We start from the raw sequence: 24,699 nt of genomic DNA, 5'->3' as shown, positions 1-24,699 counted from the left end.
CTGAATCTAACATCAGGTTCAGTTCTGCTCTAGGGAGGTGCGCCCGGGTGTCGACCACAGCGGAACCTCGCGGCTCAGCCGACCCCGCCCGGGCGTTTCCGACGCGGCGCGGCAGGCGCACGCAGGCCGCGATCGACGCGGCCGCCCGGACCGTCATCGCGCGCAAGGGCATTCTGGCGACGACGATCGCCGACATCGCCGACGAAGCGGGCCGCTCCTCGGCCTCGTTCTACAACTACTACGACTCCAAAGAGGCGATGGTCCGCGAATGGGCCCTGCGGTTCCGCGAGGAGATCAGCGAGCGGGCGCGGGCCGTGACCGCACACGGCCTGTCCGATCGGGAGCGCGCACACGAGGCCGCCGCCGCGCAGTGGCACACCTACCGCAACCGGCTCGCCGAGGTCGTCAGCATCTACCAGCTGGCCATGATCAACGACGACTTCGCGCGGTACTGGGCCGAAATCTGCGCGACGCCAATCGCTTTCATCAGCGAATCGGTGCGGCGCGCCCAGGCTCGGGGCCACTGCCCCGACGACGATCCGCAGCTGATCGCCGAGGCGATCCTGGCCATGTTCTACCAATTCTGTTACATGCAGCTCGCCGGCCCGGGCGAACCCGACGACGCGGCCTGCATCCGCACGCTGGGCAACATCTACTACCGCGCCATCTACACCGACGGAGGTGAGCCGAATTGACCCGTCGTAACGCCGCCGCCGGGGTGCTCCGCGAGTTCGTCGGGCTACCGTCGCCCACCGCCGGGCGCGCCGGCGCCGGCGGGCATCCCTGCCAGGGGCTCTACCACCGTGCGGTGGGACGCAAGCCGAAGGTGGCGATCCTCGCCGCGCACTACCAGATCGACTTCTCCGAGCATTACCTCGCGGACTACATGGCCACCCGCGGCGTCGGCTTCCTGGGCTGGAACACCAGGTTCCGCGGCTTCGAAAGCAGCTTCCTGCTCGACCATGCGCTGGTCGACATCGGGGTGGGGGTGCGTTGGCTGCGGGAGGCCCAGGGCATCGACAGCGTTGTGCTGCTGGGCAATTCGGGCGGCGGATCGTTGATGGCCGCCTATCAGTCACAGGCGGTCGAACCCAACGTAACCCCGCTGGAGGGCATGCGCCCCGCGGCCGGGCTGACCGAGTTGATTCCCGCCGACGGCTACGTGGCCACCGCCGCCCACCCCGGGCGCCCCGACGTGCTGACGGCCTGGATGGACGCCGCCGTCGTCGACGAGAACGACCCCGTCGCCACCGCCGCCGACCTCGACCTGTTCAACGAGGACAACGGCCCCCCGTACTCGGCGGAGTTCATCGCCCGCTACCGGGACGCACAGACCGCGCGCAACCACGCCATCACCGACTGGGCCGAGACGGAGCTCAAACGGGTTCGCGCCGCGGGGTTTTCGGACCGGCCGTTCACCGTGATGCGCACGTGGGCCGATCCCCGCATGGTCGACCCCAGCATCGAACCCACCAAGCGCCAGCCGAACCTGTGCTACGCGGGCGTACCGGCCAAGGCGAACCGGTCGGCGCACGGCATCGCTGCGGCCTGCACCCTGCGCAACTGGCTGGGCATGTGGAGCCTGCGGGTGGCGCAGACCCGAGCGGAGCCGCACCTGTCCCGCATCGCCTGCCCGGCGCTGGTGATCAGCGCGGAGGCCGACACGGGGGTGTTCCCGTCCGACGCCCGGCGCATCTACGACGCGCTCGCCAGCACGGACAAGGCGCAGGTCTCGATCGACACCGACCACTACTTCACCACCCCGGGCGCACGCAGCGAGCAGGCCGATACCATCGCCAGGTGGATCACCAAGCGGTGGCGCTGAGGGTTCTCGCCCACTTCGTTCCAGGGGATAAAGTTCTCGACTTCGTTGCGCCAGAATCGGATTGGCTCGACATCCGATGGTGCGCCGAGGACGACGACGCGGGCTTTTACCGGGAGCTGCCGGAGGCGGAGGTCATCTGGCATGTGCTCCGGCCGCTGTCGGGCGACGATTTGCGGCTCGGGGGCCGGCTGCGCCTGGTGCACAAGCTGGGGGCCGGGGTGAACACGATCGACGTGCAGACCGCCACCGAACGCGGCATCGCGGTCGCCAACATGCCGGGCGCCAACGCCCCGTCGGTGGCCGAGGGCACGGTGCTGCTGATGCTGGCCGCGCTGCGCCGGCTACCGGCCCTGGACCGCGCGATCCGCCAGGGGCGGGGCTGGCCGTCGGACCCCGGGCTGGGCGAGACGGTGCGCGACATCGGCGGCTGCACCGTCGGCCTGGTGGGCTACGGCAACATCGCCAAGCGGGTGAGTGAGATCGTCGGGGCGATGGGGGCCACGGTGCTGCACACCAGCACCGGCGACGACGGCCGGCCCGGCTGGCGGCCGCTGCCCGAATTGCTGGCCGCCAGCGACATCGTCTCGCTGCACCTGCCCCTGACCGCGCAGACCCAGCATCTGCTCGGCCGCGACGCGCTGGCCCGGATGAAACCGAATGCGGTGCTGGTCAACACGTCCCGTGGCGCCGTCGTCGACGAGGCGGCCCTCGTCGACGCGCTGCGCGCGGGCCGGCTCGCCGCGGCCGGGCTGGACGTCTTCGAGGCCGAGCCGGTGGCGCCGGACAACCCGCTGCTCGGGCTGGACAACGTGGTGCTGACGCCGCACGTCACCTGGTACACCGCGGACACCATGCGCCGGTATCTGACCGAGGCGGTGGCCAACTGCCGCCGACTGCGCGACGGTCGGCCGCTGGCCCATGTAGTCAACCAACCGACTGGTTGTTAGCTTGGAAGGCGCTGGGCCCAAACGCGAGCCATCGGAAGGCGACCAATGCCGATCGCAATAACTCCTGAGCACCAAGACCTGGCCGACTCGGTGCGGTCCCTGGTGGCGCGCGTCGCGCCGTCCGAGGTGCTGCACCAGGCCTTGGAGACACCGATCGAGAACCCCCCGCCCTACTGGCGGGCCGCGGCCGAACAGGGCCTGCAGGGCGTGCATTTGGCGGAATCGGTCGGCGGACAGGGCTTCGGCACCCTCGAATTGGCCATCGTCCTGGCCGAATTCGGCTACGGGGCGATGCCCGGCCCGTTCGTGCCGTCGGCCATCGCGAGCGCGCTGATCTCCGCGCACGACCCGGACGCCAAGGTCCTCTCCGAGCTGGCATCCGGCGCGGCGATCGGCGCCTACGCGCTGGACTGCTGCGCGCTGACGGCCACCCGTCAGGGTGACGCGCTGGTGATCCGCGGCGAGGTCCGCGCGGTCCCGGCCGCCGCTCAGGCGTCGCTGCTGGTCCTCCCCGTCGCAATCGACAGCGGCGAGGAATGGGTGGTGCTGCGCGCCGACCAGCTCGAGATCGTGCCGGTGAAAAGCATTGACCCGCTGCGGCCCATCGCGCACGTCCGGGCCAACGCCGTCGAGGTCGGCGACGACGCCGTGTTGGGAAACCTGACCATGGCGACCGCGCACGCGCTGATGACGACGCTGCTGTCGGCCGAGGCCATCGGCGTGGCGCGCTGGGCGACCGACACGGCGTCGCAATACGCGAAGATCCGCGAGCAGTTCGGCCGGCCGATCGGCCAGTTCCAGGCCATCAAGCACAAGTGCGCGGAGATGATCGCCGACACCGAGCGGGCCACCGCGGCCGTCTGGGACGCGGCCCGCGCGATCGACGAGGCCGCCCAAAGCGATTGGGACATCGCCGCTTCCGGGGTCGAGTTCGCCGCGGCCGTGGCGGCGACCCTGGCCCCGGCGGCCGCCCAGCGCTGCGCGCAGGACTGCATTCAGGTGCACGGCGGCATCGGGTTCACCTGGGAACACGACACCAACGTCTACTACCGCCGGGCGCTGATGCTGGCCGCCTCCTTCGGCCGCGGTTCGGAATACCCGCAGAAGGTGGTGGACACCGCGACCACCACGGGCATGCGCGCGGTCAACATCGACCTGGATCCCGACACCGAGAAGCTCAGGGGCGAGATCCGCGCGGAGGTCGACGCGCTCAAGGCGATGGAGCGCGACGCCCGCAGGGTCGCGATCGCCGAGGGCGGCTGGGTCCTGCCCTACCTGCCCAGGCCATGGGGCCGGGCGGCCAGCCCGGTGGAGCAGATCATCATCGCCCAGGAGTTCAGCTCGGGGCGGGTGAAGCGACCGCAGGTCGGCATCGCGGCGTGGATCATCCCGTCGATCGTCGCGTTCGGGACCGAGGAGCAAAAGCAACGGTTCCTGCCGCCGACGTTCCGCGGCGAGATGATCTGGTGCCAACTGTTCTCGGAGCCGGGCGCCGGGTCGGACCTGGCCGGCCTGACCACCAAGGCGACCCGGGCCGAGGGCGGCTGGCGCATCACCGGGCAGAAGATCTGGACCACCGCGGCGCAGTTCTCGCAGTGGGGCGCGCTGCTGGCCCGCACGGACCCGTCGGCGCCCAAACACAATGGCATCACGTACTTCCTGCTGGACATGAAGAGCGAGGGCGTCACCGTCAAGCCGCTGCGCGAGCTGACGGGCCAGGAGTTCTTCAACACCGTCTACATCGACGACGTTTTCGTGCCCGACGAGTGCGTGCTGGGCGAGGTCAACCGGGGCTGGGAGGTCAGCCGCAACACGCTGACGGCGGAGCGCGTCTCGATCGGCGGCAGCGACGCGAATTTCCTTGCGACGCTTCCCGAGTTCGTCGAGTTCGTCCGCGACGGGCAGTTCGATCAGGTCGCGCAGCACCGGGCCGGGCAGCTGATCGCCGAGGGGCACGCCGCCAAGGTGCTGAACCTGCGCTCGACGCTGTTGACGCTGGCCGGCGGCGACGCCATGCCGTCGGCGGCGATCTCCAAGCTGTTGTCGATGCGGACCGGCCAGGGCTACGCGGAGTTCGCGGTGTCGTCCTTCGGCACCGACGCCGCGATCGGCGACACCGCCGAGCTGCCCGGCAAGTGGGGCGAGTACCTGCTGGCCAGCCGGGCCACCACCATCTACGGGGGCACCTCGGAGGTGCAGCTCAACATCATCGCCGAACGGCTGCTGGGTCTGCCCCGCGACCCGTAATGGCCCCAAAAAAGGGACATGCCGACCCGTCGCACGTCTGTCGGGTCGGCATGGCCCGGTCTTTGGCCGCTAAGCGGGCGGCGCTAGCTCACCACCACCAGTCCCACCACGGCCGGTAGCCCAGCCCGGGGGGACCCCAACCACCGTTGCCCCAACCGGGGTGGCCCCAACCGGGGTGACCGCCCCAGCCGCCCCAGCCGCCGTGGCCCCAGTGACCGCCGGGTCCGCCCCAGCCGCCGCGGCCGCCCCAGCCGCTCCAGTGGCCGCCGGGTCCGCCCCAGTGGCCGCCGCCGGGTCCGCCCCAGTGACCGCCGGGTCCGCCCCAGCCGCCGTGGCCACCGCCACCGCCACCGCCGTGGCCGCCACCGCCGCCCCCGCCGGGTCGCAGCGGAATGTCCGGGGCCCCGTGCGGACCGGACAGGTCGAAGCTGTTGCCGGGTGCCGTCGGCGGAGCGGCGTGCGCGGCGGGGCTACCCGCAAACAGCAGCGCTCCCAGCAGCAAGCCGGCCGCGGCCGCGGCGACCGCGGCCCTACGTAGCGAATGCAATGAGATCAACATTTTTTGCGACTCCTTGCGAACGTGTGGAGGGGATCGTCACCGGAACAATACCCATATTTCGAGAATCTACACAAAACCAGCAACGCTCGTAAAAATGGCGCTGCGCGCCGTGGCTTTCGGCTGCGTAAAATGCGCCGTGGCGGCCCCGTCTTCCGCTAGTACTGATTTCAGGCCCATATAGCTCGGGATCTGCGCAGCTAACGTGCCATCTACTGAGATACGCGACTAAGTAACTTCGTAAATACTAATTCGATCAAATACGTAATGGTGCTTCTGCGAGTCGTTTCGCTCGGCATCGCCATGGCAAACTCGGATGGGGCACTTATCCGGGGCTTTTGCGCTACGCGGCTTCCGCGCGCCGCGGCCCGGCGCGGCGCAGCCGGCGCGCGGCGAGCGTCCGGGATGCGCATACTGAAGAGCGGATCTACTGACGTGCAACCCCTCCCAGAAAGTCGCGCGATGACGATCAACTCAGGTCCCAACCGGTTCTCCCGGTACACCGCCAAGCCGCCCTTGCCCGGGCAGACGGGGCCGACGCAGCGCCTCAGCGCGCTCGGCGAGGCACCCGCCCGCGCATCACGGGATCGGCGGACACGTCGGACCGTCGACCTACCGCTGGCCACCCACCGGGCGCTCGACGTCTGGCAGCGCGACGCCGCCGACCGGATCGGCGTCGCCCGGGTGACCGGGCAGGAGGTCCTCAGCGCGCTCGTCGATCAGCTGCTGGTCGATCCGAAGCTGTCCTCGCAGATCACCCGTGCCATCCAGGCCCGCAGGTGACGCGGGGCGCCGCCGGCCGCCGACCGGCTTAGGTCAGTCGACCTCCATCTCGCGCAGCTCGCGCTTGAGGATCTTCCCGGTCGGGTTGCGCGGCAGCTCGTCCAGGAAGACCACTTCCCGCGGCACCTTGTAGCGCGCCAGGTGGTCGCGGACGTAGTGCTTGACGGTGTCCTCGTCGAGGTCGGCGTCCTCCTTCTTGACGACGAACGCGCGCAACCGGTGGCCCCACTCCTTGTCCTCGACGCCGATCGCGGTGGCCTCGACGACGTCCGGATGCCCGGTGATGAGGTCCTCGACCTCGGCCGGGAAGACGTTCTCGCCGCCGGAGACGATCATCTCGTCGTCCCGCCCGCTGATGTAGAGGAGGCCGTTCTCGTCGAAGTAGCCGACGTCGCCCGACGACAACAGCCCGTCGATGATCTGCTTCTTGCCGCCGCCGGTGTACCCCTCGAACGGGAAGGCGTTGCCGACGAAGATCCGCCCGACCTCGCCCTGCGGCAACTCCTTTCCGTTGTCGTCGAAGATCTTGACCTTGACGCCCTTGACGACCGGGCCGACGGTCGAGGCATTGAATTCCAGGTGCTTGGGCTCGGCGATGGTGGCGAAGGCGATTTCCGTCGAGCCGTACATGTTGTAGATCACCGGGCCCAGGTCCTTGAGCGCCCGTTCGGCCAGTTCCGACCCGAGGGCCGAGCCGGACACGAAGACGATCTTCAGCGAGGACAGGTCCGGTTTCTTGTCCATCTTCTCGACCGCGTCGAGGATGCGGGACAGCATCACCGGGACGACGACCATCGCGGTCACCTTGTGCTTCTCGATGTCCTCCAGCACCAGCGGCGGCTTGAACTTCCGGCGCAGCACCAGCGTCGAGCCCAAGAACATCGCGATGGTGCCGTGCAGGAAGCCCAGGGCGTGGAACATGGGCGCGGGCAGCGAGGTCACCTCGCCGGCCTTGAACGGCACGTGCGACAGGATGCCCCCGATCGGCGCCAGCGTGGGTGGGGTGCTGCGGTTCGCGCCCTTGGGCGTGCCGGTGGTGCCGCTGGTCAGGATGATGATCGACGAGTGCTTGCTTGCCTTCGGGGCGGGCGAGGAGTCGCTGCGCTCGATCAGGTCGGCCAGCGTCTCGTCCTCGCTGCCCGACGGCTCGTCCGCATCGGGGTTGGACCCCAGCGCCCGCAGCTTGCCCAGCTCCGGCTGCGCTTTGCTGACGGCCTTGGTGTACTCGTCGTCGTAGATGATCACCTTGGCGCCCTCGCGCTCCGACACCTCACAGATCTGGGGCCCGGAGAACTCGCTGTTGAGCAGGATGATGCGGGCGCCGACCCGGGCGGCGCCGAAGTAGGCGATCAAAAACCAGCGGGTGTTGCGGGCGAGGATGGCGACGCCGTCGCCGCCCTTGACCCCCTTCTCCAGCAGCCCGTTGGCCACCGCGTGCGCGGCCTCGTCGAGCTCGCGGTAGGTGAATTTGCCCTCCTCATCGATGCAGGCCGCCTTGTCGGGATGGCGCCTCGCGTTGAGCGACGGCAGCATGCCGAACTCGCCCCACTTGTAGATGTCGGCGGCCATCGCGGCGTAGTTCTGCGGCGGCTCGATCCGGAACGCACCCGCTTCGAAGATCTTGCGCACGTAGTGCAATTCGGCCGCGCCGCGGTCGAGGTACTGCTGAACTTTGGCGACAGCCTGCCCCGGCAGGCCGATGAGGTTTGGCATGCGTTCCACCCTATGTGACGTCCGTCTCAGTGCCACTAGTTAATACCCCCCGACTTACGATGATGAACATGACCGGTCCGGCGTCACTGGAGGTGGCCGGGCACCGGGTCACGGTCACCCATCCCGACAAAGTGGTCTTCGAACGCCACGGTGACGCGGGCCCGTACACCAAGCTGGACCTAATCCGCTATTACCTGTCCGTCGCCGACGGGGCGCTGCGCGGCGTCGCCGGGCGGCCGATGATCCTCAAGCGCTTCGTCAAGGGCATCGGGCAGGAGGCCGTCTTCCAGAAGCGGGCGCCAGCAAACCGGCCGGACTATGTCGACGTTGCCGAACTGCGCTATGCGCGCGGCACGTCGGCCGCCGAGGCGGTCATCCACGACGCCGCCGGGCTGGCGTGGGTGATCAACCTCGGCTGCGTCGACCTCAACCCGCACCCGGTGCTCGCGGGCGACCTCGATCACCCCGACGAACTGCGCGTCGACCTGGACCCGATGCCCGGGGTCGCGTGGCCGCGCATCGTCGAGGTCGCGATGGTGGCGCGCGAGGTGCTGGAGGACTACGGCCTGGTCGCGTGGCCGAAGACGTCGGGGTCTCGCGGGTTTCACATCTACGCCCGGATCGCCCCGCGGTGGGGGTTCCGCCAGGTGCGACTGGCGGCCCAGACCGTCGCCCGCGAGGTCGAGCGGCGGGCGCCCGAGGCCGCGACCAGCCGCTGGTGGAAGGAGGAGCGCGAGGGCGTCTTCGTCGACTTCAACCAGAACGCCAAGGACCGCACCGTCGCGTCGGCCTACTCGGTGCGGGCGACCCCGGACGCACGGGTCTCGACGCCGCTGCGCTGGGACGAGGTCGCAGACTGCCGGCCCGAGGCGTTCACCATCGAAACGGTGCCCGACCGGTTCGCCTCGATCGGCGACCCGTGGGAGGGCATGGACGACGCCGTCGGCGACCTCGACCGGCTGCTGATGCTTGCCGAGGAGATGGGACCGCCGGAGCGAGCGCCGAAGGGTTCCGGCACCCGCACCGAGGGCGGGCGCGTCTCGTCGAAGCCGCTCATCGAGATCGCCCGCACCAAGACCAGGGACGAGGCGATGGCCGCGCTGGACACCTGGCGGGGCCGCTACCCCGCCGCGGCCGCTTTCCTGCAGCCGGCCGACGTGCTGGTCGACGGGATGCGCGGCCCCAGTTCCATCTGGTATCGGATCCGGATCAACCTGCAGCACGTGCCGGAGGACCAGCGCCCGCCGCAGGAGGACCTGATCGCGGACTACAGCCCCTGGGCCCGCTACCAGCAGAACGGCTAGACGCCCAGCCGGCCCATCCGGGTCTTGGGCCGCAGGTACGCCAACCAGGTGACGGCCAGCAGCGCGACGAAGAACGCGATGTAGAAGCGCAGCGCGGGCTCGATGCTGCCGAACTGCGACTTGGACCAGGCGTAGGCCAGCGGCACCACGAACCCGCCGAAGGCGCCGATCGACGAGATGACGCCCAGCGCCCCCGCGGCCTGGCGGCGCATGTGCACCATCGTGTCCGGGTCGCCGCCGGCGAGCTCGCCCTTGATCACGAAGATCCGCGAGATCATCCGGTAGGTCGAACCGTTGCCGATGCCGGTGGCGACGAACAGGAACATGAAGCTGGCGAAGAACACCGGCAGGTTCTTGGCGTTGACCGACCACAGCGCGGCCGCGGCGCCGACGGCGAGCATCACGAAGCTCATCGCGGTGATGCGCGCCCCGCCGATCCGGTCGGCCAGCTTGCCGCCCAGGGGCCGGATGACGGAACCGATGCCGGCGCCCAGGAACGCCCAGGTCAGCGCGATGTCCCCGCGCCCGAACACCGTCTTGAGCAGGGTCGGGAAGGCCGCCGAGTAGCCGATGAAGGACCCGAACGTGCCGATGTACAGCAGCGACATGATCCAGGTGTCGGCATGCCGCAGCGACTGCAGCACCGGCTTCACGTCGGCCTTCGCCTCCGACAGGTTGTCCATGAACAGAAACGCGCAGACCGCGGCCACGACGGCCAGCGGCACGTAGAACAGCCCGGCGCGCGCCAGCGCCACACCGCCGCCGGCGATCACGATCGGCGGGATGATCTTCTGCACGACGGCCACACCGAGGTTGCCGCCGGCCGCGTTGAGGCCCAGCGCCCAGCCCTTGTCCTTCTCCGGGTAGAAGAACGAGATGTTGGCCATCGAGGAGGCGAAGTTGCCGCCACCGAAGCCGGCGGTCGCGGCGATCGCGACCAGCGCCGCGAACGGGGTGTGGGGATGGCTCACCGCCCAGGCCAGCAGCAGGCACGGGATCAGCAACAGCGACGCCGACACGATCGTCCAGTTGCGTCCGCCGAAGATCGGGACGGCAAAGGTGTACGGCAGCCTCAGGAAGGCGCCGACGCCGCTGGGCACGGCGACCAGGCACAACGCCTGGCTGGCGGAAAGCGCCCAGCCGGACGGGCCGGGATGCCCGTGCGGGCCGGCCATCATCTGGACGACCACGATGCTCCATAGCATCCACACGCTGAACCCGATGTGCTCGGCGAAGATGGAGAAGATCAGGTTGCGCCGGGCGATCGGCTTGCCGGTCGTCTGCCAGAACGCGGGGTCTTCGGGCCGCCAGTCGTCGATCCAGTGCCGTCCGTGGTGATGCCCGCGCGCCGGGGCGGGGGCGAGGAGTCCAGTGCCGGTCTCGGGAGTGGTCATGGTCACGGACCCGACGCTAGGGACGGACTGTTACCGGTCGTGGTGTGCGCAGTTACGTCGGAGATACGTGGATCTCGCAACGGCCGATGGCGGACTGTCAGAACTTTTTGAGGCCCGCGGGCGGGAGGCCGCCCACGGCGACGCCGCGACCGCCACAGACACCGTTAGGCCCTCGGCGACGGAATCGCCCGTCCCGCAGGCGGTTTCGCGGCCCGTGTGTTCGTCGGCGCGATGGTGGGCCCGATGATAGCCGCCGCCGACGGCGCGCCGCAGGCGGCCGTGCCGGCGCATCGGGCCCGGGACTTTGCCGACGCCGGCATGCCGCTCAGCGGGCCGGGGCCTGCAACGCGCTAATCTCACGCGATGAGCGGTTGGAATCGACGGGGATTCTTGCAGCTCGCGGGGGCCGTGGGGGTGGCCGCGATCGCCGGCGCGCAGGCCGCGTGCTCGCCGCGCAAACAGGCCCCGGGCGGCGCGCCCAGCGGGTCGGTGACGATCAACCACCTGTTCGGCCAGACCGTCCTCAAGGAACCACCCAAGCGCGTCGTCAGTGCCGGCTACACCGAGCAGGACGACCTGCTGGCGCTCGGCGTGGTGCCCGTCGCGGTGACCAACTGGTTCGGCGACCAGCCGTTCGCGGTGTGGCCATGGGCCCAGCCCAAGCTCGGCGCGGCCCAACCGGTGGTGTTGAACCTGGACAACGGGATCCCGGTCGACCAGATCGGCGGGCTCAAACCCGACCTGATCGTGGCCGTCAACGCCGGGCTGGACGCCGACACCTATCAGAAGCTGTCGGCGATCGCCCCGACCGTCGCACAATCCGACGGCGACGCCTTCTTCGAGCCGTGGAAGGAACAGGCCACCACCGTCGGCCAGGCGGTGTTTCAGCCCGACCAGATGAAGTCACTGATCGACGCCGTCGACAAGCAGTTCACCGATGTCGCCCAGAAGAATCCGCAGTGGAAGGGCAAGAAGGCGTTGCTGATGCAGGGCACGTTCTTTCAGGGCACGGTGGTCGCGACCCTGGCGGGCTGGCGCACCGACTTCCTCAACCAGATGGGCCTCGTCATCTCCGACGGCATCAAGCCCTTCGGCAGCGATCACCGCGCCGTCATCCCGCGCGATCAGATCAAATCGGTGCTCGATTCGGCCGACGTGGTGATCTGGACGACCGAAAGCCCCGACGATCAAAAGGCGCTCCAGGCCGACCCGGAGGTGGCGGGCACGCTGGCGACCGCCCAGAACCGCCACATCTTCACCACCAAGGAGCAGGCCGGTGCGATCGCGTTCGCGTCGCCGCTCAGCTACCCGGTCGTCGCCGAGCAACTGCCGCCGCAGCTCGCCAAAATCCTGGGTTAGAGCCCGGCCTGTTTGAGCGTTCGCTAAGGCACCTCTGGCAGTGCTCGAAAATCCGTCCGCATCCCCTCCCGCCTGCCCCGATCCCGGAGTTACCGTCGAGTAATGAGCGTGACGGACATGAGCGGCGGTGTCCCCACGGAGCTGTCGACCGAGCTGGTCGGCAACACCGTCTACGACTACGGCGACAAAGCGCTGATGCTCCAATGTGGCAGCACCGCTGAGGTATTGGCGTGGGTGGACGCCTTGCGCGCGGCGGCACTGCCCGGCGTGCTCGACATCGTCCCCGCCGCCCGCACCGTGCTGGTCAAACTCGACGACCCGCGCACGCAGGGGGTGACCCGGCAGCGGCTTCGCAGGATGCGGGTCACCGCCTCCGCGGACGCCGCGCGGGGCCGCGACCCCGACGTGGTGATCGACGTCGTCTACGACGGCCCGGACCTGCGCGAGGTCGCCGAGGTCACCGGGCTGACCGTGGCGCAGGTGATCGATGCCCACACGTCCACCCCCTGGCGGGTCGGATTCAGTGGATTCGCACCGGGTTTCGCCTACTTGGTCGACGGCGACGCGCGGCTGCGGGTGCCGCGCCGCGCGGAGCCCCGGACCTCGGTGCCGGCCGGCTCCGTCGCCCTCGCCGGAGAATTCAGCGCGATCTATCCGCGGCAGTCGCCCGGCGGCTGGCAACTCATCGGACGCACCGGCGCCGTCCTGTGGGATCTCGAGCGTCCCAGCCCCGCGTTGCTGACGCAGGGCATGCGGGTTCAGTTCCGGGCGGTCTGAGGAGGCAGCCATGGTGACCCTGGAAATCCTGCGCACCGGCCCGTTCGCCGTCGTCGAGGACCTCGGCCGTCCGGGGCTGGCCCACCTCGGCGTCAGCCGTTCGGGGGCCGCCGACCGCAGCGCCCACCGGCTGGCCAACCGGCTGGTCGCCAACCCCGACGACCGCGCGACGGTCGAGGTGACGTTCGGCGGCCTGTGCGCCCGGGTCTGCGGGGGCGACGTCGACATCGCGGTGACGGGCGCCGACACGGACCCCACCGTGGACGGAATCGAGTTCGGCACCAACAGCATTCACCATGTCCGCGACGGACAGGTGATCACCCTGGGCACCCCGCGCGCCGGCCTGCGGACGTACCTGGCGGTGCGCGGCGGCATCTGCGCCGAGCCGGTCCTGGGATCGCGCAGCTACGACGTGATGTCGGCGATCGGCCCGCCGCCGCTGCGGGCCGGCGACCGGCTGGCGGTCGGCGCGCACACGGACGACTACCCCGAACTGGATCAGGCCCCGGTGGCCGGCATCGCCGGGCATCTGGTGGAGCTGCGGGCGGTGCCGGGGCCGCGCGACGACTGGCTGGTGGATCCCGACGCGCTCGTGCACACCATCTGGATGGCATCCGACCGCAGCGACCGGGTCGGGATGCGGCTGGAGGGCCGGCCGCTGCAGCACCGGTACCCCGACCGCCAGCTGCCGAGCGAGGGAACCACCCGCGGCGCGATCCAGGTGCCGCCCAACGGTTTACCGGTGATCCTGGGACCGGACCACCCGGTGACCGGCGGCTACCCGGTGGTGGGCGTGGTCACCGACGAGGACATCGACAAGGTCGCCCAGGTGCGGCCCGGCCAGTATGTGCGGCTGCACTGGGCCAGGCCCCGCGCGGCGGGTCGGCCCGCCTCGAGCGACGCGGGGTGGCCGTTCTCCTAGCGCGGGCCGCTGGACGGGGCTGGTAGACAAGGAGTGTGCAAGCCCAGGTCCACACCGCACGCCTGGTCCACACCGCCGACCTGGACGGCGAGACCCGGCAGCGCGTCTGCCAGATGGTGACCACCGCGTTCGCCGGAGATTTCACCGACGACGACTGGGAGCACACGCTGGGCGGCATGCATGCCCTGATCTGGCAGCACGGCGCGATCATCGCGCACGCCGCGGTGATCCAGCGGCGATTGTTCTACGGCGACGACGCGCTGCGGTGCGGTTACGTCGAAGGGGTCGCGGTGCGGGAGGACTGCCGGGGGCAGGGCCTGGTGCACGCCCTGTTCGACGGCGTGGAGCAGGTGATCCGCGGCGCCTACCAAGTGGGTGCGGCCAGCTCGTCCGACGCCGCCCGCCGGGTATACGCGGCGCGCGGGTGGCTGCCCTGGCGCGGGCCGACGTCGGTGCTGGCCCCGACCGGCCCGGTCCGCACACCCGACGACGACGGCGGCGTGTACGTGCTGCCCGTCGGCATCAGACTGGACACCTCGGCGCCTCTGGCGTGTGACTGGCGCGCGGGCGACGTCTGGTAACAAGGCGAATTTCGCCGTCACGTCACAACGGGGAATTACGTTTTAAACGAAATGTATTCCAGCTCACACTAAATCCAGCGGCCGCGCCAAATCACTTGAGGCCGCGGCCATTACCGTTGCCGAATTGTTGCTCAGCTATTTACCAGATAACTGGGATTCAACTTACAGGCGATATCGGCCGGATCGAGTTGACGCAGTTCCGTCTTTAATGTGAGCATCGAAACATACGGCGGGGCAAGTCTCTTCGTTCGCGCGGCCTTGCGCGAGCCAATTGGCGCGCCCGCGGTTGGCAGCAGTCAGTCATCAACGCGCCCAGGCGATTTCGCCGGTACGAGCGCGCGATATCCCGGCGACATCGTCGTCGCCGCCCGGGACGAACCCGCTCGAAGAGTTTGACAGAAAGGTGCACACCGCATGGGCCGCAGCCACCGCATCACGGATTGGAATCCGGAAGACACGGCGGCTTGGGATGCCGGCAACAAGAGGATCGCGCGCCGCAACCTGCTCTGCACCGTAGCCGGCGACCATGTCGCCTTTTCCATCTGGACACTGTGGCCCGTCATGGCCCTGTTCATGCCCGCGTCGGTCTACGGCTTCTCGGCCGGCGACAAGTTGCTGCTGGGCGCCGTCGCCACCCTGGCCGGTGGCTGCGCGCGCATACCGTACACGCTGGGAATCGCCGCCTTCGGCGGCCGCAACTGGACGGCGTTCTCGGCGTTCGTGCTGCTGATCCCGACCGCCGGCACCATCGGGTTGCTGGCCAACCCCGGGCTCCCGCTGTGGCCCTACGTCATTTGTGCCGCGCTGACCGGCCTGGGCGGCGGCAACTACGCGGCCTCGCTGGCCAACGTCAACGCCTTCTACCCGCAGCGCCTCAAGGGTGCGGCGCTGGCGATCAACGCGGGCGTGGGCAACCTCGGGGTCGCGGTCATCCAGCTGGTCGGACTGCTGGTGCTCGCCACCGCGGGGCACCAGGCGCCGTACTGGGTGTGCGCGGTCTACCTGGTGTTGCTGGCCCTCGCCGGCATCGCGGCCGTGCTGTTCATGGACAACGTGCATCACGGCACCGAGGTGGCCACGATGCGCTCGATCCTGTTCGAGCGCGACACCCTGGTGATCTCCCTGCTCTACATCTGCACCTTCGGCTCCTGGATCGGTTTTTCCTTCGCCTTCGGCCAGGTGATGCAGGTCAACTTCGTGGACAACGGGGAAACCGCCAGGCACGCCGCGCTGCACGCCGCCCAGATCGCCTTCCTGGGGCCACTATTGGGGTCGCTGGCGCGGATCTATGGCGGCAGGCTGGCCGACCGCCGCGGCGGAAGCCGCGTCACCCTGGGCGTCCTGTGCGGCATGATCCTGGGCGCCGGGCTGCTGGTCACCCTCAGCACCCTGGACGACCACCACGCCGCCGGCCGTCCGGTCAGCATGGTCGGCTCGGTCGTCGGCTTCATGGTGCTGTTCGTCCTGTCCGGGATGGGCAACGGGTCGGTGTTCAAGATGATCCCCTCGATCTACGAGGCGCGCGGGCGCGGGCTGGACCTCACCGAGGCCGAACGCCGCCGGTGGGCGCGCGCGAAATCGGGCGCGCTGATCGGCATCTGCTCCGCGGTCGGCGCGCTGGGCGGCGTCGGAATCAACATGGCGCTGCGCCAGTCCTACCTCAGCAGCGGCACCGAGACGTCGGCGTATTGGATCTTTTTGGCCTCCTACTTCGTCGCCGCGGTCATGACCTGGATGCTGTACGTGCGCCGGCCGGCCCCCGCCGCGAGCAGGACGGGAGCGGTCCTGGAAGCCGAGGCCGTCCGCGTGTGATGGTGGTCGCAACAGGGGCAATCCGTCAGCAATTGCGCGGTAACGCATCGGAAATGTCACAGGCATACACAGGTCATATGGCCCAACCAAAATCCGCGCCGCTCACCGGCTACCGGGTTGCGGTCACGTCCGCCCGCCGCGCCGAGGAGCTGTGCGCGCTCTTGAGCCGGCAGGGCGCGGAGGTTTGCAGCGCCCCGGCGATCAACATGATCGCGCTGCCCGACGATGACGAATTGCACCGTCACACAGAGGCTTTGATCGCCGACCCGCCCGACATCCTGGTGGTGCACACCGGCATCGGATTTCGCGGCTGGCTCGCCGCCGCCGAGGGGTGGGGCCTGGCCAACCAGCTCGTCGCGTCGCTGTCGTCGGCGCGGATCGTGTCCCGCGGGCCGAAGGGGACCGGGGCGGTGCGCGCCGCCGGCCTGCACGAGGAGTGGTCCCCTGAGTCCGAATCCTCACACGAGGTGCTCGAGTATCTGCTCGAGTCGGGAGTGTCCGGGCTGCGGGTCGCCATCCAGCTGCACGGCGCCGCCGACGCCTGGGACCCGTTCCCGGAGTTCCTCGGCGGGCTGCGCTTCGCGGGGGCCGAAGTGATCCCCATCCGGGTCTACCGCTGGAAGCCAACACCATTGGGCGGCGATTTCGACCAGCTGGTCACCGGGATCGCGCGCCGGCAATTCGATGCGGTCACGTTCACCTCGGCGCCCGCCGCCGCCGCGGTGCTGGAACGCAGCCGCGAGCTCAGCATCGAGGACCAGGTGCTGGGGGCATTGCGCAGCGACGTGCACGCCATGTGCGTCGGCCCGGTGACGTCCAAACCGCTGATCCGCAAAGGCGTACCGACATCGGCGCCCGAGCGAATGAGGTTAGGGGCGTTGGCCCGGCACATCGCCGAGGAGTTACCGCTGCTCGGCTCGTGCACCGTCAAGGTGGCCGGGCACACGCTCGACATCCGCGGCACCTGCGTGCTGGTGGACGGCGCGATCAAACTGCTGTCGCCGTCGGGGATGTCGGTGCTGCGCGCGCTGGCGCAACGGCCGGGCGACGTCGTCGCGCGCACCGAACTGTTGCGGGTGCTGCCGGGCAACAGCAACGATCCGCATGCGGTCGACACGGCCGTGCTCCGGCTGCGAACTGCGTTGGGCGACAAGAACATGGTCGCCACCGTGGTCAAGCGCGGCTACCGGCTCGCCGTCGACGATCCCATGGGCGACCCGTGGACCTGATCCTCGCCGCACACGGCACCCGCCGCCCGGGCGGTGTCGCGATGATCGGCGACCTCGCGGCGCGGGTGAGCGCAATGCTCGACCGCCGGGTGCAGGTCGCGTTCGTCGACGTGTTGGGTCCCAGCCCCAGCGAGGTGCTGTCGCGGGCGGCGGCCGGCGGCCGCCCGGCGGTCGTGGTGCCGGCGTTCTTGTCGCGGGGCTATCACGTGCGCACCGACCTGCCCGCCCATCTCGCGGCCAGCGGCCACCCGCACGTCACGCTCGCCCCCGCCCTGGGGCCGAGCGGCGAGATCGCGCGGATACTCGCCGACCAGCTGGTGAAATCCGGCTGGCGGCTGGGTGATTCGGTGGTCCTCGCGGCGGCGGGCACCACGGATCCGCGGGCGCGCGCGGACCTGCACGTCACCGCGACGACGTTGTCGGCGATCGTCGGGGCGCGGGTGCGGCTGGGATTCGCGGCCAGCGGGGGTCCGTCGGTGGACGACGCGGTGGCCGCCGCCCGGCGCGGCGGCGCACGGCGCGTGGTGGTCGCCTCCTACCTCCTGGCCGACGGCCTGTTTCAACAACGCCTGCTGGCCAGCGGCGCCGACGTGGTGAGCCAACCGCTGGGCACCCACCCCGGGTTGGCCCGGCTCGTCGCGAACCGGTTCCGCCGGGCCGCGCCCGGACTCGTCCCCGTCGCGGCGCGGCACGCGTCGCGCCGGCCCAGCCTCCTGATGGCCCAAGGGCCCCACCCGAAGAGGCGCGCCGCGGCGCGCGACGCTTGATCTTTGCTCACATACCGGCGATTCTGGCTTCATGCCTCGCCGCGAAGAGCCCTCGCGCGGGCTCCTTGACCCGGTGGCGAAGATGCTGCGGTTGCCCTTCGGCACACCGGAGTTCATCGATCGGATCGTCACCGGCGGGGTGAACCAGGTGGGCCGGCGAACCTTGCACATGCTGATCACCACCTGGGACGCGGCCGGCGGCGGCCCCTTCGCGGCCAGTGCGGTCGCCTCCACCGGCATGGCCAAGACCGCCGAAATCGTCGAGGCCATGTTCATCGGCCCGGTTTTCGGCCCGATCCTGAAGATGCTGGGCGCCGACAAGGTGGCCGTGCGGGCGTCGTTGTGCGCCTCCCAGCTGGTCGGCCTCGGCATCATGCGCTACGGCATCCGCTCCGAGCCGCTGCACTCGATGCCGGTCGACACGCTGGTCGACGCCATCGGCCCGACGATGCAGCGCTACCTGGTCGGCGACATCACCCGCTGAGCGCTCAGGCGGCGATCTGGACCTCGCCCTCGGGCGTCACCCGCACCTGATACACCGGCACCGAGACCCGCGGGTCGTCCAGGCAGGAACCGTCCTCGAGCGCGAAAGCCTGCTTGAGCAACGGGGATTGGACGGTGACACGGCCGCCGCGGTCCCCCACGATACCGCGCGAGAGCACCGCCGCCCCGGAAAAGGGGTCGATGTTGCTGACCGCGTGCACCGACCCGTCGTCGAGCCGGAACAGCGCCGCCTGCGTGCCGTCGTCGAGGAGCACCCCGACGCCGCGACCCGGGATCAGCCGGTCGTAGGCGCAGGCGGTGGTCCATACCTGAATGTCGTTGAGAACTGTCATGATTCCTCTCCCACACGGACCCTCGGCATGCCGATGGGCACGGGTACTTTGCGTCCGGAACGCTCGGTGAAGGTCACCGTCGAGTCGACGGCGTCCGGGGCGTTGACGAAGGAGACGAACCGCGACAACTTGTCCGGGTCCTCCAGCACGCCCTTCCATTCGCACTTGTAGTTCTGCACATGCCGCTCCATTGCGGCCTCGAATTCGCCGGCCAGGCCCAGGGAGTCGGCACACACGACCTCGCGGACGTGATCCAGGCCGCCGTCCAGCGACTCGACCCACGGCGCGGTGCGCTGCAACCGGTCGGCGGTCCGGATGTAGTACATCAGGAACCGGTCGACGTAGCGGACCAGCGTCTCGGTGTCCAGGTCGCTGGCCAGCAGCTGAGCGTGCCTGGGCGTCATGCCGCCGTTGCCGCCGACGTAGAGGTTCCACCCCTTCTCCGTGGCGATCACGCCGACGTCCTTGCTGCGCGCCTCGGCGCACTCCCGCGCGCAACCCGAGACGCCGAGCTTGATCTTGTGCGGGGCGCGCAGGCCGCGGTAGCGCAGCTCCAGGTCGATGGCCAGCTGCACCGAATCCTGTTGGCCGTAGCGGCACCAGTCGCTGCCCACGCAACTCTTCACCGTGCGCAGCGCCTTGCCGTAGGCGTGGCCGGATTCCATGCCGCCGTCGACGAGCCGCTGCCAAATCTGCGGCAACTGGTCGACGCGCGCGCCGAACAGGTCGATCCGCTGACCGCCGGTGATCTTGGTGTAAAGCCCGAAGTCCTGCGCGATCTGGCCGATCAGGATGAGGTGCTCCGGCTTGATGTCACCGCCGGGCACCCGCGGGACCACCGAGTAGCTGCCGTTCTTTTGGATGTTGGCCAGGAAGTGGTCGTTGGAGTCCTGCAGCGAGGCCTGCTCGCCGTCGAGGATGTGGTCGGAACCGGTGGACGCCAAAATGGAGGCGACCACGGGTTTGCAGATATCGCAACCCCGTCCGCTGCCGAAGCGCTCCAGCAGCCCGGAGAACGTGCGGATCTCGGTGGCGGAGATGATCTCGAAGAGCTCGGCCCGCGACTGGCTGAAGTGCTCGCACAGCGCCTTGGACTGCTCCACGCCCTCGGCTTCCAGGAGCTGCTTGAGCAACGGCACGCACGACCCGCACGACGTGCCCGCCGCGGTGCACGACTTCAGCGCGGGAACGTCGGCGCAGCCGCTGGCGATCGCGCCCTTCAGGTCGCCCTTGGTGACGTTGTTGCAGGAGCAGATCTGCGCCGAATCCGGCAGCGCCCCAACGCCCAAGGCCGCCCCGCCGTCCGACGAGACCGGCGCGATCAGCGCGAGCGGATCGCCCGGCAACTCGCTGCCGACCATGGGCCGCAGCACCCCGTATGACGAGGCGTCGCCCACCAGCACCCCGCCGAGCAGGGTTTTGGCGTCGTCGGACAGCACCAGTTTGGCGTACGTCCGGTTCACCGCGTCGTTGATGGCGACCTCGAGGCAGTTCTCGGTCGAGCCCATGGCGTCACCGAAGCTGGCGACGTCGACGCCCAGCAGTTTGAGCTTCGTCGACAGGTCCGCTTCTGGGAATTCCGCGGCGCCGTCCAGCAGCCGGTCGGCCACCACCTCGGCGGAGGTATAGCCCGGCCCGACCAGGCCATAGCAGCGCCCCTCGATCGCGGCGACCTCCCCGATCGCGTAGATGTCGGGATCGCTGGTCTGGCAGGACAAGTCGGTGAGCACGCCGCCCCGCTCGGCCCGCGTCAGCCCGGCGGCGGCCGCCAGCTCGTCGCGCGGCCGGACCCCGGCCGCGAAGATCACCACGCCGGCGTCGATGACGTCGCCGTCGGTCAGGCGCACCCGCACCGACGTCGAGCCGTCGGCGTGGTCGACGGATTCGATGGACTCGGTGCCCGTGCCGACGTGCACCTCGATGCCGAGCTCGGTGATCATCCTGGCCAGCAGCGCACCGCCGGCCTCGTCGATCTGCTGGGCCATCAGCCGCGGCATCATCTCGACGACGTGCGTCTGCAAACCGAACTGGCGCAGCGCATTAGCGGCTTCCAGCCCCAGCAGGCCGCCGCCGATGACCACCCCCGAAGCGCGGCCGGCCCGCAGGGTGCGCTGGGCGTCGGACCGGATGGCGTCGAGGTCGTCGAGCGTGCGGTAGACGTGGCACAGCGGCAGGTCATGGCCGGGAACGGGCGGGACGAACGCATACGACCCGGTGGCCAGCACCAGGGCGTCGTAGCTGTGCCGTTGACCGTCGGCGGTCACCACCGACTTTGTCGCCCGGTCGATTTCGGTGACGCGCGCGTTCAGCAGCAGCCGGACCCGATCGTCGCCGGCGTAGTCGTTGCCGGGCAGCGCCAGCAGCGACCGGTCCCAGCTTTCGGTGTAGGAGGTCAGGCCGACGCGGTCGTACGCCGCGTCGGCCTCCTCCGCCAAAACCGTGATACGCCAATACCCCTCGGTGTCGCGGGCACGGAGCGCCTCGACCATGCGGTGGCCAACCATGCCGTGCCCGACCACAATGACGTGACGCGCGGCACAGTGCTCACGCGCGGTTTCGGATTGGGCCATGCCATGAGGGTAGGGGCCCCAAATTAAGGAAAAATCGCGGAATGTGACACCCACATGACGGCGCCCTCACACCTCACAACGGCCGCTGTGAAGGTGTTCGCTGCCGGCGAACGCCCGAGTGGAACTTAAGCGGGGCAGACTCAAGTTTCTAGAAATAGCCGTCCGGCAGCGCGCCGGTCACAGCAAACTCACAAGGAAGCACAAGGAAGCAAAAGGAGAACCCCATGAGCAACCTCGCATTGTGGTCGCGACCGGCCTGGGACACCGACCGGTGGCTGCGCGACTTTTTCGGCCCCGCGGCAGCGACCGACTGGTTCAAGCCGGTCACCAGCGGATTCACCCCGGCCGCCGAGGTCGTCAGGGATGGCGATGACGCCGTCGTGCGCCTCGAACTGCCCGGCGTGGACGTAGACAAGGACGTCAACGTCGAGGTGGAGAACGGCCGCCTGGTGATCCACGGCGAACACCGCGACGAGCACGCGGAAGAGCAGAACGGCCGGACGCTGCGGGAGATTCGTTACGGCTCGTTCCGCCGGACGTTCCAGCTGCCCGCGCACGTCACCAGCGAGGCCATCGCGGCGTCCTACGACGCCGGCGTGCTGACGGTCCGGGTCGCCGGGGCGTACGCCGGGGCCCAGCCGCAGCGCATCGCGATCACCAAGTAATTCGCGGTCAACCGCGACGAATCCGGCGGGGCATCTGACTCCGCCGGATTCGGCGCGTCTAGCACCCGAAGGCGGCGGCGGCGTCGATTCCGATGACCCGCAACAGGTTTGCCACCTTGCGGTCGAGCTGCTCGCCCACCGCGGTCACCGCGGCGATGCCCAGGCTGCCGAACGCCGCGCTGGGCTGGTCCATCGAGAACACGGCATTGCCGTCGGCGTCGGCGTAGACGAGCACGCGCAGGGGCGCATACAACAGCGCCCTCGCGTCGTGCCGAAACATGGTCTCGGCGATCGTGTGGTTGCCGAGCAGGTACTCCACCGCCTTCGTCGTGTGGCCCGCGAGGCCTAGCAGGGGCAGGGCGTCGATGGTGGCGTAGACCATCAGGCCGTGCGGGGCGTTGCGCGCCGCGGCCGCGAGGACGTCGTCCCAGCTGCCCCCGCGCGCGACGATCTCTTGCACCGAGTTCCGGTCGAACGGCGGCGCGGCCTTCTCGAAAGCGGTTCGGAATTCGTCGAATTCCACGCCGGTGGCCACGTCGATGCGATTCATCGAGTGCGGCACCACGGTGCATTCGGCCGGTTGAACGCTGGTCGTCATCGTCTTCCTCTTCGCTTCGCAGGCCGCACATTGGTTCGGTGAATGAACTCCTTCCCGTCGAGTATATGGTTCGGTGAACGAACCCACAAGGCGTAGCATCGACGCCGTGGCCCTTCCCCGCGAATATCCCGCCGAGAGCTGCCCCATCGCGCGGTCCCTGGAGATCGTCGGCGAACGGTGGACACTGCTGATCCTGCGCGACGCCTTCTACGGGGCGCGGCGCTTCAGCGACCTGCAGCGCCATCTCGGGATCCCGAAAGCGGTGCTGTCCGAAAGGCTGGGCTTCCTGGTCGAACAACGCGTGCTGACCAAGGATTCGGGTGACTACCGGGTGACCGCCAAGGGCAGGCAGCTATGGCCGCTGATCTGGTCGATGATCACCTGGGGCAACGAGAACTACGTCGACAAGCCCAACAGGAGGACCTACCGCCATGCCGACTGCGGGGGCGTCATCGGTGCGGACCGCGTGTGCCACCGATGCGCGCAGGTTCCCGACGTCGCCGACCTCGTCGCGCACCCGCCGCCGAAACCGCGCAATCCGAGCCGCGACGATCCGGTCAGCCGCGCGCTTCGGCGGCCGCACCGGATGCTGGAACCGATCTGAAGGCCGGTCCCGGTCAGGCCCAGCGGGCCAGCAGCTCCTTGGCGCGTCCGGCGAGCGCGGCCTGCAAATAGGGGCCGAAGCTGATCCGGCCGACGCCCAGGGGGCCGAACGATGCCGGGTCGTCTCGGTCGGGCAGCGCGATCGCGTTGATCGGCAGCGGCAACTCGGTGGCCAAGCGCCGCAACGTGTCCGGGTCGTGTCGGCCCACCGGGTACAGGACGTCCGCGCCCGCCTGAGCCGCCTCGGTCAACCGCGCTATCGCCCGTTCGACCCGGTCGGCATCGTCGCCGTCCTTGCGCAGGAAAAGATCGGTGCGGGCGTTGATCACGACGTGCACCCCGGCCGCGTCGGCGGCCGACCGCAGCGCCGCGACCAGTTCGGCGTGCTCGCCGGCCGACCGCAGCCGCTTGCCCTCGGCATGCACAGTGTCCTCGACGTTCAGGCCCACCGCGCCCGCGCCCAGCAGGCCCTCGATCAGCCGCGCCGGCGCCTGCCCGTACCCGGATTCGATGTCGACCGACACCGGCACCTCGACGGCCGCCGTGATTTGCGCGACGCGCGCGAGCACGTCCTCGAACGACATGCCCTCGCCGTCGGGCTTGCCGACGGAATCCGCCAGCGGATGGCTGCCGACGGTCAGGGCGGCGAATCTGGCGTCGGTGGCGACACGGGCGGACCACGCGTCCCACACCGTCGGCAGGATCACCGGGTTGCCCGGCTGGTGCAGCTCGAGCAGCGCCGTCGCCCGCGCGGCGATCGTTGGGCCTGTCATGGTCTCCGACATTAGGCCGCCGCGGTGGCTAGTATCGAGGGCGTACTGTGATCCGTGACACCGTCAAGCGCGGGGAGATCCGAGGAGAACCGTTGACGAGCCCAACTGGCACTGCTGAACTCGCCGAACTGCACGACCTCATCGGCGGCTTGCGACGGTGCGTGCACTCGCTGCGGGCGCGGTACGGCGACAGCCCGGCGATGCGCCGCATCGTCATCGACGCCGACCGGATCCTTTCCGACGTCGAGTTGCTCGATTCCGATATCTCCGAATTGGATCTGGCCCGCGCAACGGTGCAGCACTCCGGCGAGAAAATCGCCATTCCCGACACCCAATACGACAGCGATTTTTGGCGCGATGTCGACGACGAGGGTGTCGGGGGTCACAACAGGTCCTGACAACCCAAGCCCCCCGCAAATCAGGGGGTGCTCTCTGTGT

The 24,699-nt window shown here is 69.4% G+C and carries 24 protein-coding genes; 17 read left to right on the top strand and 7 right to left on the bottom strand.

The genetic code is table 11. The features are described 5' to 3' along the window. Nucleotides 1–47 precede the first annotated feature (47 nt). The 4 genes from AWB89_RS07960 to AWB89_RS07945 are packed head-to-tail and all read left to right on the top strand — an operon-like array spanning nt 48 to nt 5,019. Complete coding sequence (locus AWB89_RS07960) at nt 48–695, top strand: TetR/AcrR family transcriptional regulator (protein WP_085102328.1); 648 nt, start codon at nt 48–50, stop codon at nt 693–695. Then, complete coding sequence (locus AWB89_RS07955) at nt 692–1,825, top strand: alpha/beta fold hydrolase domain-containing protein (protein ID WP_139830821.1); 1,134 nt, start codon at nt 692–694, stop codon at nt 1,823–1,825. The genes AWB89_RS07960 and AWB89_RS07955 overlap by 4 nt, the downstream gene beginning before the upstream one ends. Further along, nucleotides 1,816–2,772 (top strand): NAD(P)-dependent oxidoreductase, encoded by a 957-nt coding sequence (locus tag AWB89_RS07950; protein ID WP_170929209.1) that lies wholly within the window; start codon nt 1,816–1,818, stop codon nt 2,770–2,772. The genes AWB89_RS07955 and AWB89_RS07950 overlap by 10 nt, the downstream gene beginning before the upstream one ends. Nucleotides 2,773–2,817: 45 nt before the next feature. Beyond that, nucleotides 2,818–5,019: an acyl-CoA dehydrogenase family protein gene (locus tag AWB89_RS07945; protein WP_085102332.1), complete on the top strand. Its 2,202-nt coding sequence runs from the start codon at nt 2,818–2,820 to the stop codon at nt 5,017–5,019. A gap of 88 nt (nt 5,020–5,107) precedes the next feature. On the opposite strand, the gene AWB89_RS27625 is transcribed toward AWB89_RS07945, so the two are convergent. Next, nucleotides 5,108–5,578: a hypothetical protein gene (locus AWB89_RS27625; protein ID WP_158089812.1), complete on the bottom strand. Its 471-nt coding sequence runs from the start codon at nt 5,576–5,578 to the stop codon at nt 5,108–5,110. A 459-nt stretch (nt 5,579–6,037) separates the two neighbouring features. Between AWB89_RS27625 and AWB89_RS07940 the strand changes: the two genes are divergently transcribed. Continuing rightward, nucleotides 6,038–6,358: a hypothetical protein gene (locus AWB89_RS07940; protein ID WP_085102334.1), complete on the top strand. Its 321-nt coding sequence runs from the start codon at nt 6,038–6,040 to the stop codon at nt 6,356–6,358. A gap of 33 nt (nt 6,359–6,391) precedes the next feature. Here the strand turns inward: AWB89_RS07940 and fadD2 are convergent, their stop codons facing one another. Further along, nucleotides 6,392–8,071: a long-chain-fatty-acid--CoA ligase FadD2 gene (gene fadD2 / locus AWB89_RS07935; protein ID WP_085172756.1), complete on the bottom strand. Its 1,680-nt coding sequence runs from the start codon at nt 8,069–8,071 to the stop codon at nt 6,392–6,394. Between the two features lie 59 nt (nt 8,072–8,130). On the opposite strand from fadD2, the gene AWB89_RS07930 reads away from it, so the two are divergent. Beyond that, complete coding sequence (locus AWB89_RS07930; RefSeq protein ID WP_085172689.1) at nt 8,131–9,375, top strand: DNA polymerase domain-containing protein; 1,245 nt, start codon at nt 8,131–8,133, stop codon at nt 9,373–9,375. Here AWB89_RS07930 and AWB89_RS07925 read toward each other — a convergent pair. Next, nucleotides 9,372–10,769: an MFS transporter gene (locus AWB89_RS07925; protein WP_085172688.1), complete on the bottom strand. Its 1,398-nt coding sequence runs from the start codon at nt 10,767–10,769 to the stop codon at nt 9,372–9,374. The genes AWB89_RS07930 and AWB89_RS07925 overlap by 4 nt on opposite strands. A gap of 363 nt (nt 10,770–11,132) precedes the next feature. Between AWB89_RS07925 and AWB89_RS07920 the strand changes: the two genes are divergently transcribed. The 8 genes from AWB89_RS07920 to AWB89_RS07885 all read left to right on the top strand — a co-directional run bounded on the left by AWB89_RS07920 (nt 11,133) and on the right by AWB89_RS07885 (nt 18,700). Beyond that, nucleotides 11,133–12,128: an ABC transporter substrate-binding protein gene (locus AWB89_RS07920; RefSeq protein WP_085172687.1), complete on the top strand. Its 996-nt coding sequence runs from the start codon at nt 11,133–11,135 to the stop codon at nt 12,126–12,128. A gap of 102 nt (nt 12,129–12,230) precedes the next feature. Further along, a complete protein-coding gene (locus AWB89_RS07915; RefSeq protein ID WP_085172686.1) occupies nt 12,231–12,905 on the top strand; it encodes a 5-oxoprolinase subunit B family protein in 675 nt (224 codons plus the stop codon). Nucleotides 12,906–12,915: 10 nt separating this feature from the next. After that, nucleotides 12,916–13,827: a 5-oxoprolinase/urea amidolyase family protein gene (locus AWB89_RS07910; protein WP_085172685.1), complete on the top strand. Its 912-nt coding sequence runs from the start codon at nt 12,916–12,918 to the stop codon at nt 13,825–13,827. Between the two features lie 35 nt (nt 13,828–13,862). Further along, nucleotides 13,863–14,408 (top strand): GNAT family N-acetyltransferase, encoded by a 546-nt coding sequence (locus AWB89_RS07905; protein WP_085102345.1) that lies wholly within the window; start codon nt 13,863–13,865, stop codon nt 14,406–14,408. Nucleotides 14,409–14,822: 414 nt separating this feature from the next. Next, on the top strand, nt 14,823–16,220 hold the full coding sequence (locus AWB89_RS07900; RefSeq protein ID WP_085102347.1) for a nitrate/nitrite transporter: 1,398 nt from the start codon (nt 14,823–14,825) through the stop codon (nt 16,218–16,220). Between the two features lie 77 nt (nt 16,221–16,297). Then, entirely contained in the window at nt 16,298–17,449 is a 1,152-nt protein-coding gene (locus AWB89_RS07895; protein ID WP_085172684.1) for a uroporphyrinogen-III synthase, read from the top strand. Then, on the top strand, nt 17,440–18,216 hold the full coding sequence (locus tag AWB89_RS07890; protein WP_085172683.1) for a sirohydrochlorin chelatase: 777 nt from the start codon (nt 17,440–17,442) through the stop codon (nt 18,214–18,216). The genes AWB89_RS07895 and AWB89_RS07890 overlap by 10 nt, the downstream gene beginning before the upstream one ends. 31 nt (nt 18,217–18,247) lie before the next feature. Continuing rightward, a complete protein-coding gene (locus AWB89_RS07885; RefSeq protein WP_085102353.1) occupies nt 18,248–18,700 on the top strand; it encodes a TetR/AcrR family transcriptional regulator in 453 nt (150 codons plus the stop codon). Nucleotides 18,701–18,704: 4 nt separating this feature from the next. Here AWB89_RS07885 and nirD read toward each other — a convergent pair whose 3' ends face one another. Next, complete coding sequence (gene nirD / locus AWB89_RS07880) at nt 18,705–19,052, bottom strand: nitrite reductase small subunit NirD (RefSeq protein WP_085102355.1); 348 nt, start codon at nt 19,050–19,052, stop codon at nt 18,705–18,707. After that, the gene (gene nirB, locus AWB89_RS07875; RefSeq protein WP_085172682.1) at nt 19,049–21,622 is read right to left on the bottom strand and encodes a nitrite reductase large subunit NirB; all 2,574 of its coding nucleotides are present in this window, start codon (nt 21,620–21,622) and stop codon (nt 19,049–19,051) included. Before nirB ends, nirD begins: the two co-directional genes overlap by 4 nt. Nucleotides 21,623–21,846: 224 nt before the next feature. Between nirB and AWB89_RS07870 the strand changes: the two genes are divergently transcribed. Then, nucleotides 21,847–22,287: an Hsp20/alpha crystallin family protein gene (locus AWB89_RS07870; protein ID WP_085102359.1), complete on the top strand. Its 441-nt coding sequence runs from the start codon at nt 21,847–21,849 to the stop codon at nt 22,285–22,287. Between the two features lie 58 nt (nt 22,288–22,345). On the opposite strand, the gene AWB89_RS07865 is transcribed toward AWB89_RS07870, so the two are convergent. Further along, a complete protein-coding gene (locus tag AWB89_RS07865; protein ID WP_085172681.1) occupies nt 22,346–22,885 on the bottom strand; it encodes a DUF302 domain-containing protein in 540 nt (179 codons plus the stop codon). Nucleotides 22,886–22,991: 106 nt separating this feature from the next. Here AWB89_RS07865 and AWB89_RS07860 point away from each other — a divergent pair, with 106 nt between their 5' ends. Next, entirely contained in the window at nt 22,992–23,489 is a 498-nt protein-coding gene (locus AWB89_RS07860) for a winged helix-turn-helix transcriptional regulator (RefSeq protein ID WP_085172679.1), read from the top strand. Nucleotides 23,490–23,502: 13 nt separating this feature from the next. On the opposite strand, the gene AWB89_RS07855 is transcribed toward AWB89_RS07860, so the two are convergent. Further along, the gene (locus tag AWB89_RS07855; RefSeq protein ID WP_085172754.1) at nt 23,503–24,261 is read right to left on the bottom strand and encodes an isocitrate lyase/PEP mutase family protein; all 759 of its coding nucleotides are present in this window, start codon (nt 24,259–24,261) and stop codon (nt 23,503–23,505) included. A 92-nt stretch (nt 24,262–24,353) separates the two neighbouring features. Between AWB89_RS07855 and AWB89_RS07850 the strand changes: the two genes are divergently transcribed. After that, nucleotides 24,354–24,659 carry a hypothetical protein gene (locus AWB89_RS07850; RefSeq protein WP_085103078.1) on the top strand — a complete coding sequence of 102 codons (306 nt, stop codon included), beginning with the start codon at nt 24,354–24,356 and terminating at the stop codon, nt 24,657–24,659. The last annotated feature ends 40 nt before the right edge of the window (nt 24,660–24,699 follow it).

It is taken from the genome of Mycobacterium paraense (genome assembly GCF_002101815.1).
In the GTDB taxonomy this organism is placed as follows: domain Bacteria; phylum Actinomycetota; class Actinomycetes; order Mycobacteriales; family Mycobacteriaceae; genus Mycobacterium; species Mycobacterium paraense.
The sequence above is the reverse complement of the archived record's forward strand: the minus strand, read 5'-3'. Positions and strand labels throughout refer to the sequence as shown.

Coding starts and splice junctions, on each gene's coding strand:
- AWB89_RS07945 (WP_085102332.1), top strand. CDS start 2,818: ATGCCGATCGCAATAACTCCTGAGCACCAAGACCTGGCCGACTCGGTG.
- AWB89_RS27625 (WP_158089812.1), bottom strand. CDS start 5,578: ATGTTGATCTCATTGCATTCGCTACGTAGGGCCGCGGTCGCCGCGGCC.
- AWB89_RS07940 (WP_085102334.1), top strand. CDS start 6,038: ATGACGATCAACTCAGGTCCCAACCGGTTCTCCCGGTACACCGCCAAG.
- fadD2 (WP_085172756.1), bottom strand. CDS start 8,071: ATGCCAAACCTCATCGGCCTGCCGGGGCAGGCTGTCGCCAAAGTTCAG.
- AWB89_RS07930 (WP_085172689.1), top strand. CDS start 8,131: ATGATGAACATGACCGGTCCGGCGTCACTGGAGGTGGCCGGGCACCGG.
- AWB89_RS07925 (WP_085172688.1), bottom strand. CDS start 10,769: ATGACCACTCCCGAGACCGGCACTGGACTCCTCGCCCCCGCCCCGGCG.
- AWB89_RS07920 (WP_085172687.1), top strand. CDS start 11,133: ATGAGCGGTTGGAATCGACGGGGATTCTTGCAGCTCGCGGGGGCCGTG.
- AWB89_RS07915 (WP_085172686.1), top strand. CDS start 12,231: ATGAGCGTGACGGACATGAGCGGCGGTGTCCCCACGGAGCTGTCGACC.
- AWB89_RS07910 (WP_085172685.1), top strand. CDS start 12,916: ATGGTGACCCTGGAAATCCTGCGCACCGGCCCGTTCGCCGTCGTCGAG.
- AWB89_RS07900 (WP_085102347.1), top strand. CDS start 14,823: ATGGGCCGCAGCCACCGCATCACGGATTGGAATCCGGAAGACACGGCG.
- AWB89_RS07895 (WP_085172684.1), top strand. CDS start 16,298: ATGGCCCAACCAAAATCCGCGCCGCTCACCGGCTACCGGGTTGCGGTC.
- AWB89_RS07885 (WP_085102353.1), top strand. CDS start 18,248: ATGCCTCGCCGCGAAGAGCCCTCGCGCGGGCTCCTTGACCCGGTGGCG.
- nirD (WP_085102355.1), bottom strand. CDS start 19,052: ATGACAGTTCTCAACGACATTCAGGTATGGACCACCGCCTGCGCCTAC.
- nirB (WP_085172682.1), bottom strand. CDS start 21,622: ATGGCCCAATCCGAAACCGCGCGTGAGCACTGTGCCGCGCGTCACGTC.
- AWB89_RS07870 (WP_085102359.1), top strand. CDS start 21,847: ATGAGCAACCTCGCATTGTGGTCGCGACCGGCCTGGGACACCGACCGG.
- AWB89_RS07865 (WP_085172681.1), bottom strand. CDS start 22,885: ATGACGACCAGCGTTCAACCGGCCGAATGCACCGTGGTGCCGCACTCG.
- AWB89_RS07855 (WP_085172754.1), bottom strand. CDS start 24,261: ATGACAGGCCCAACGATCGCCGCGCGGGCGACGGCGCTGCTCGAGCTG.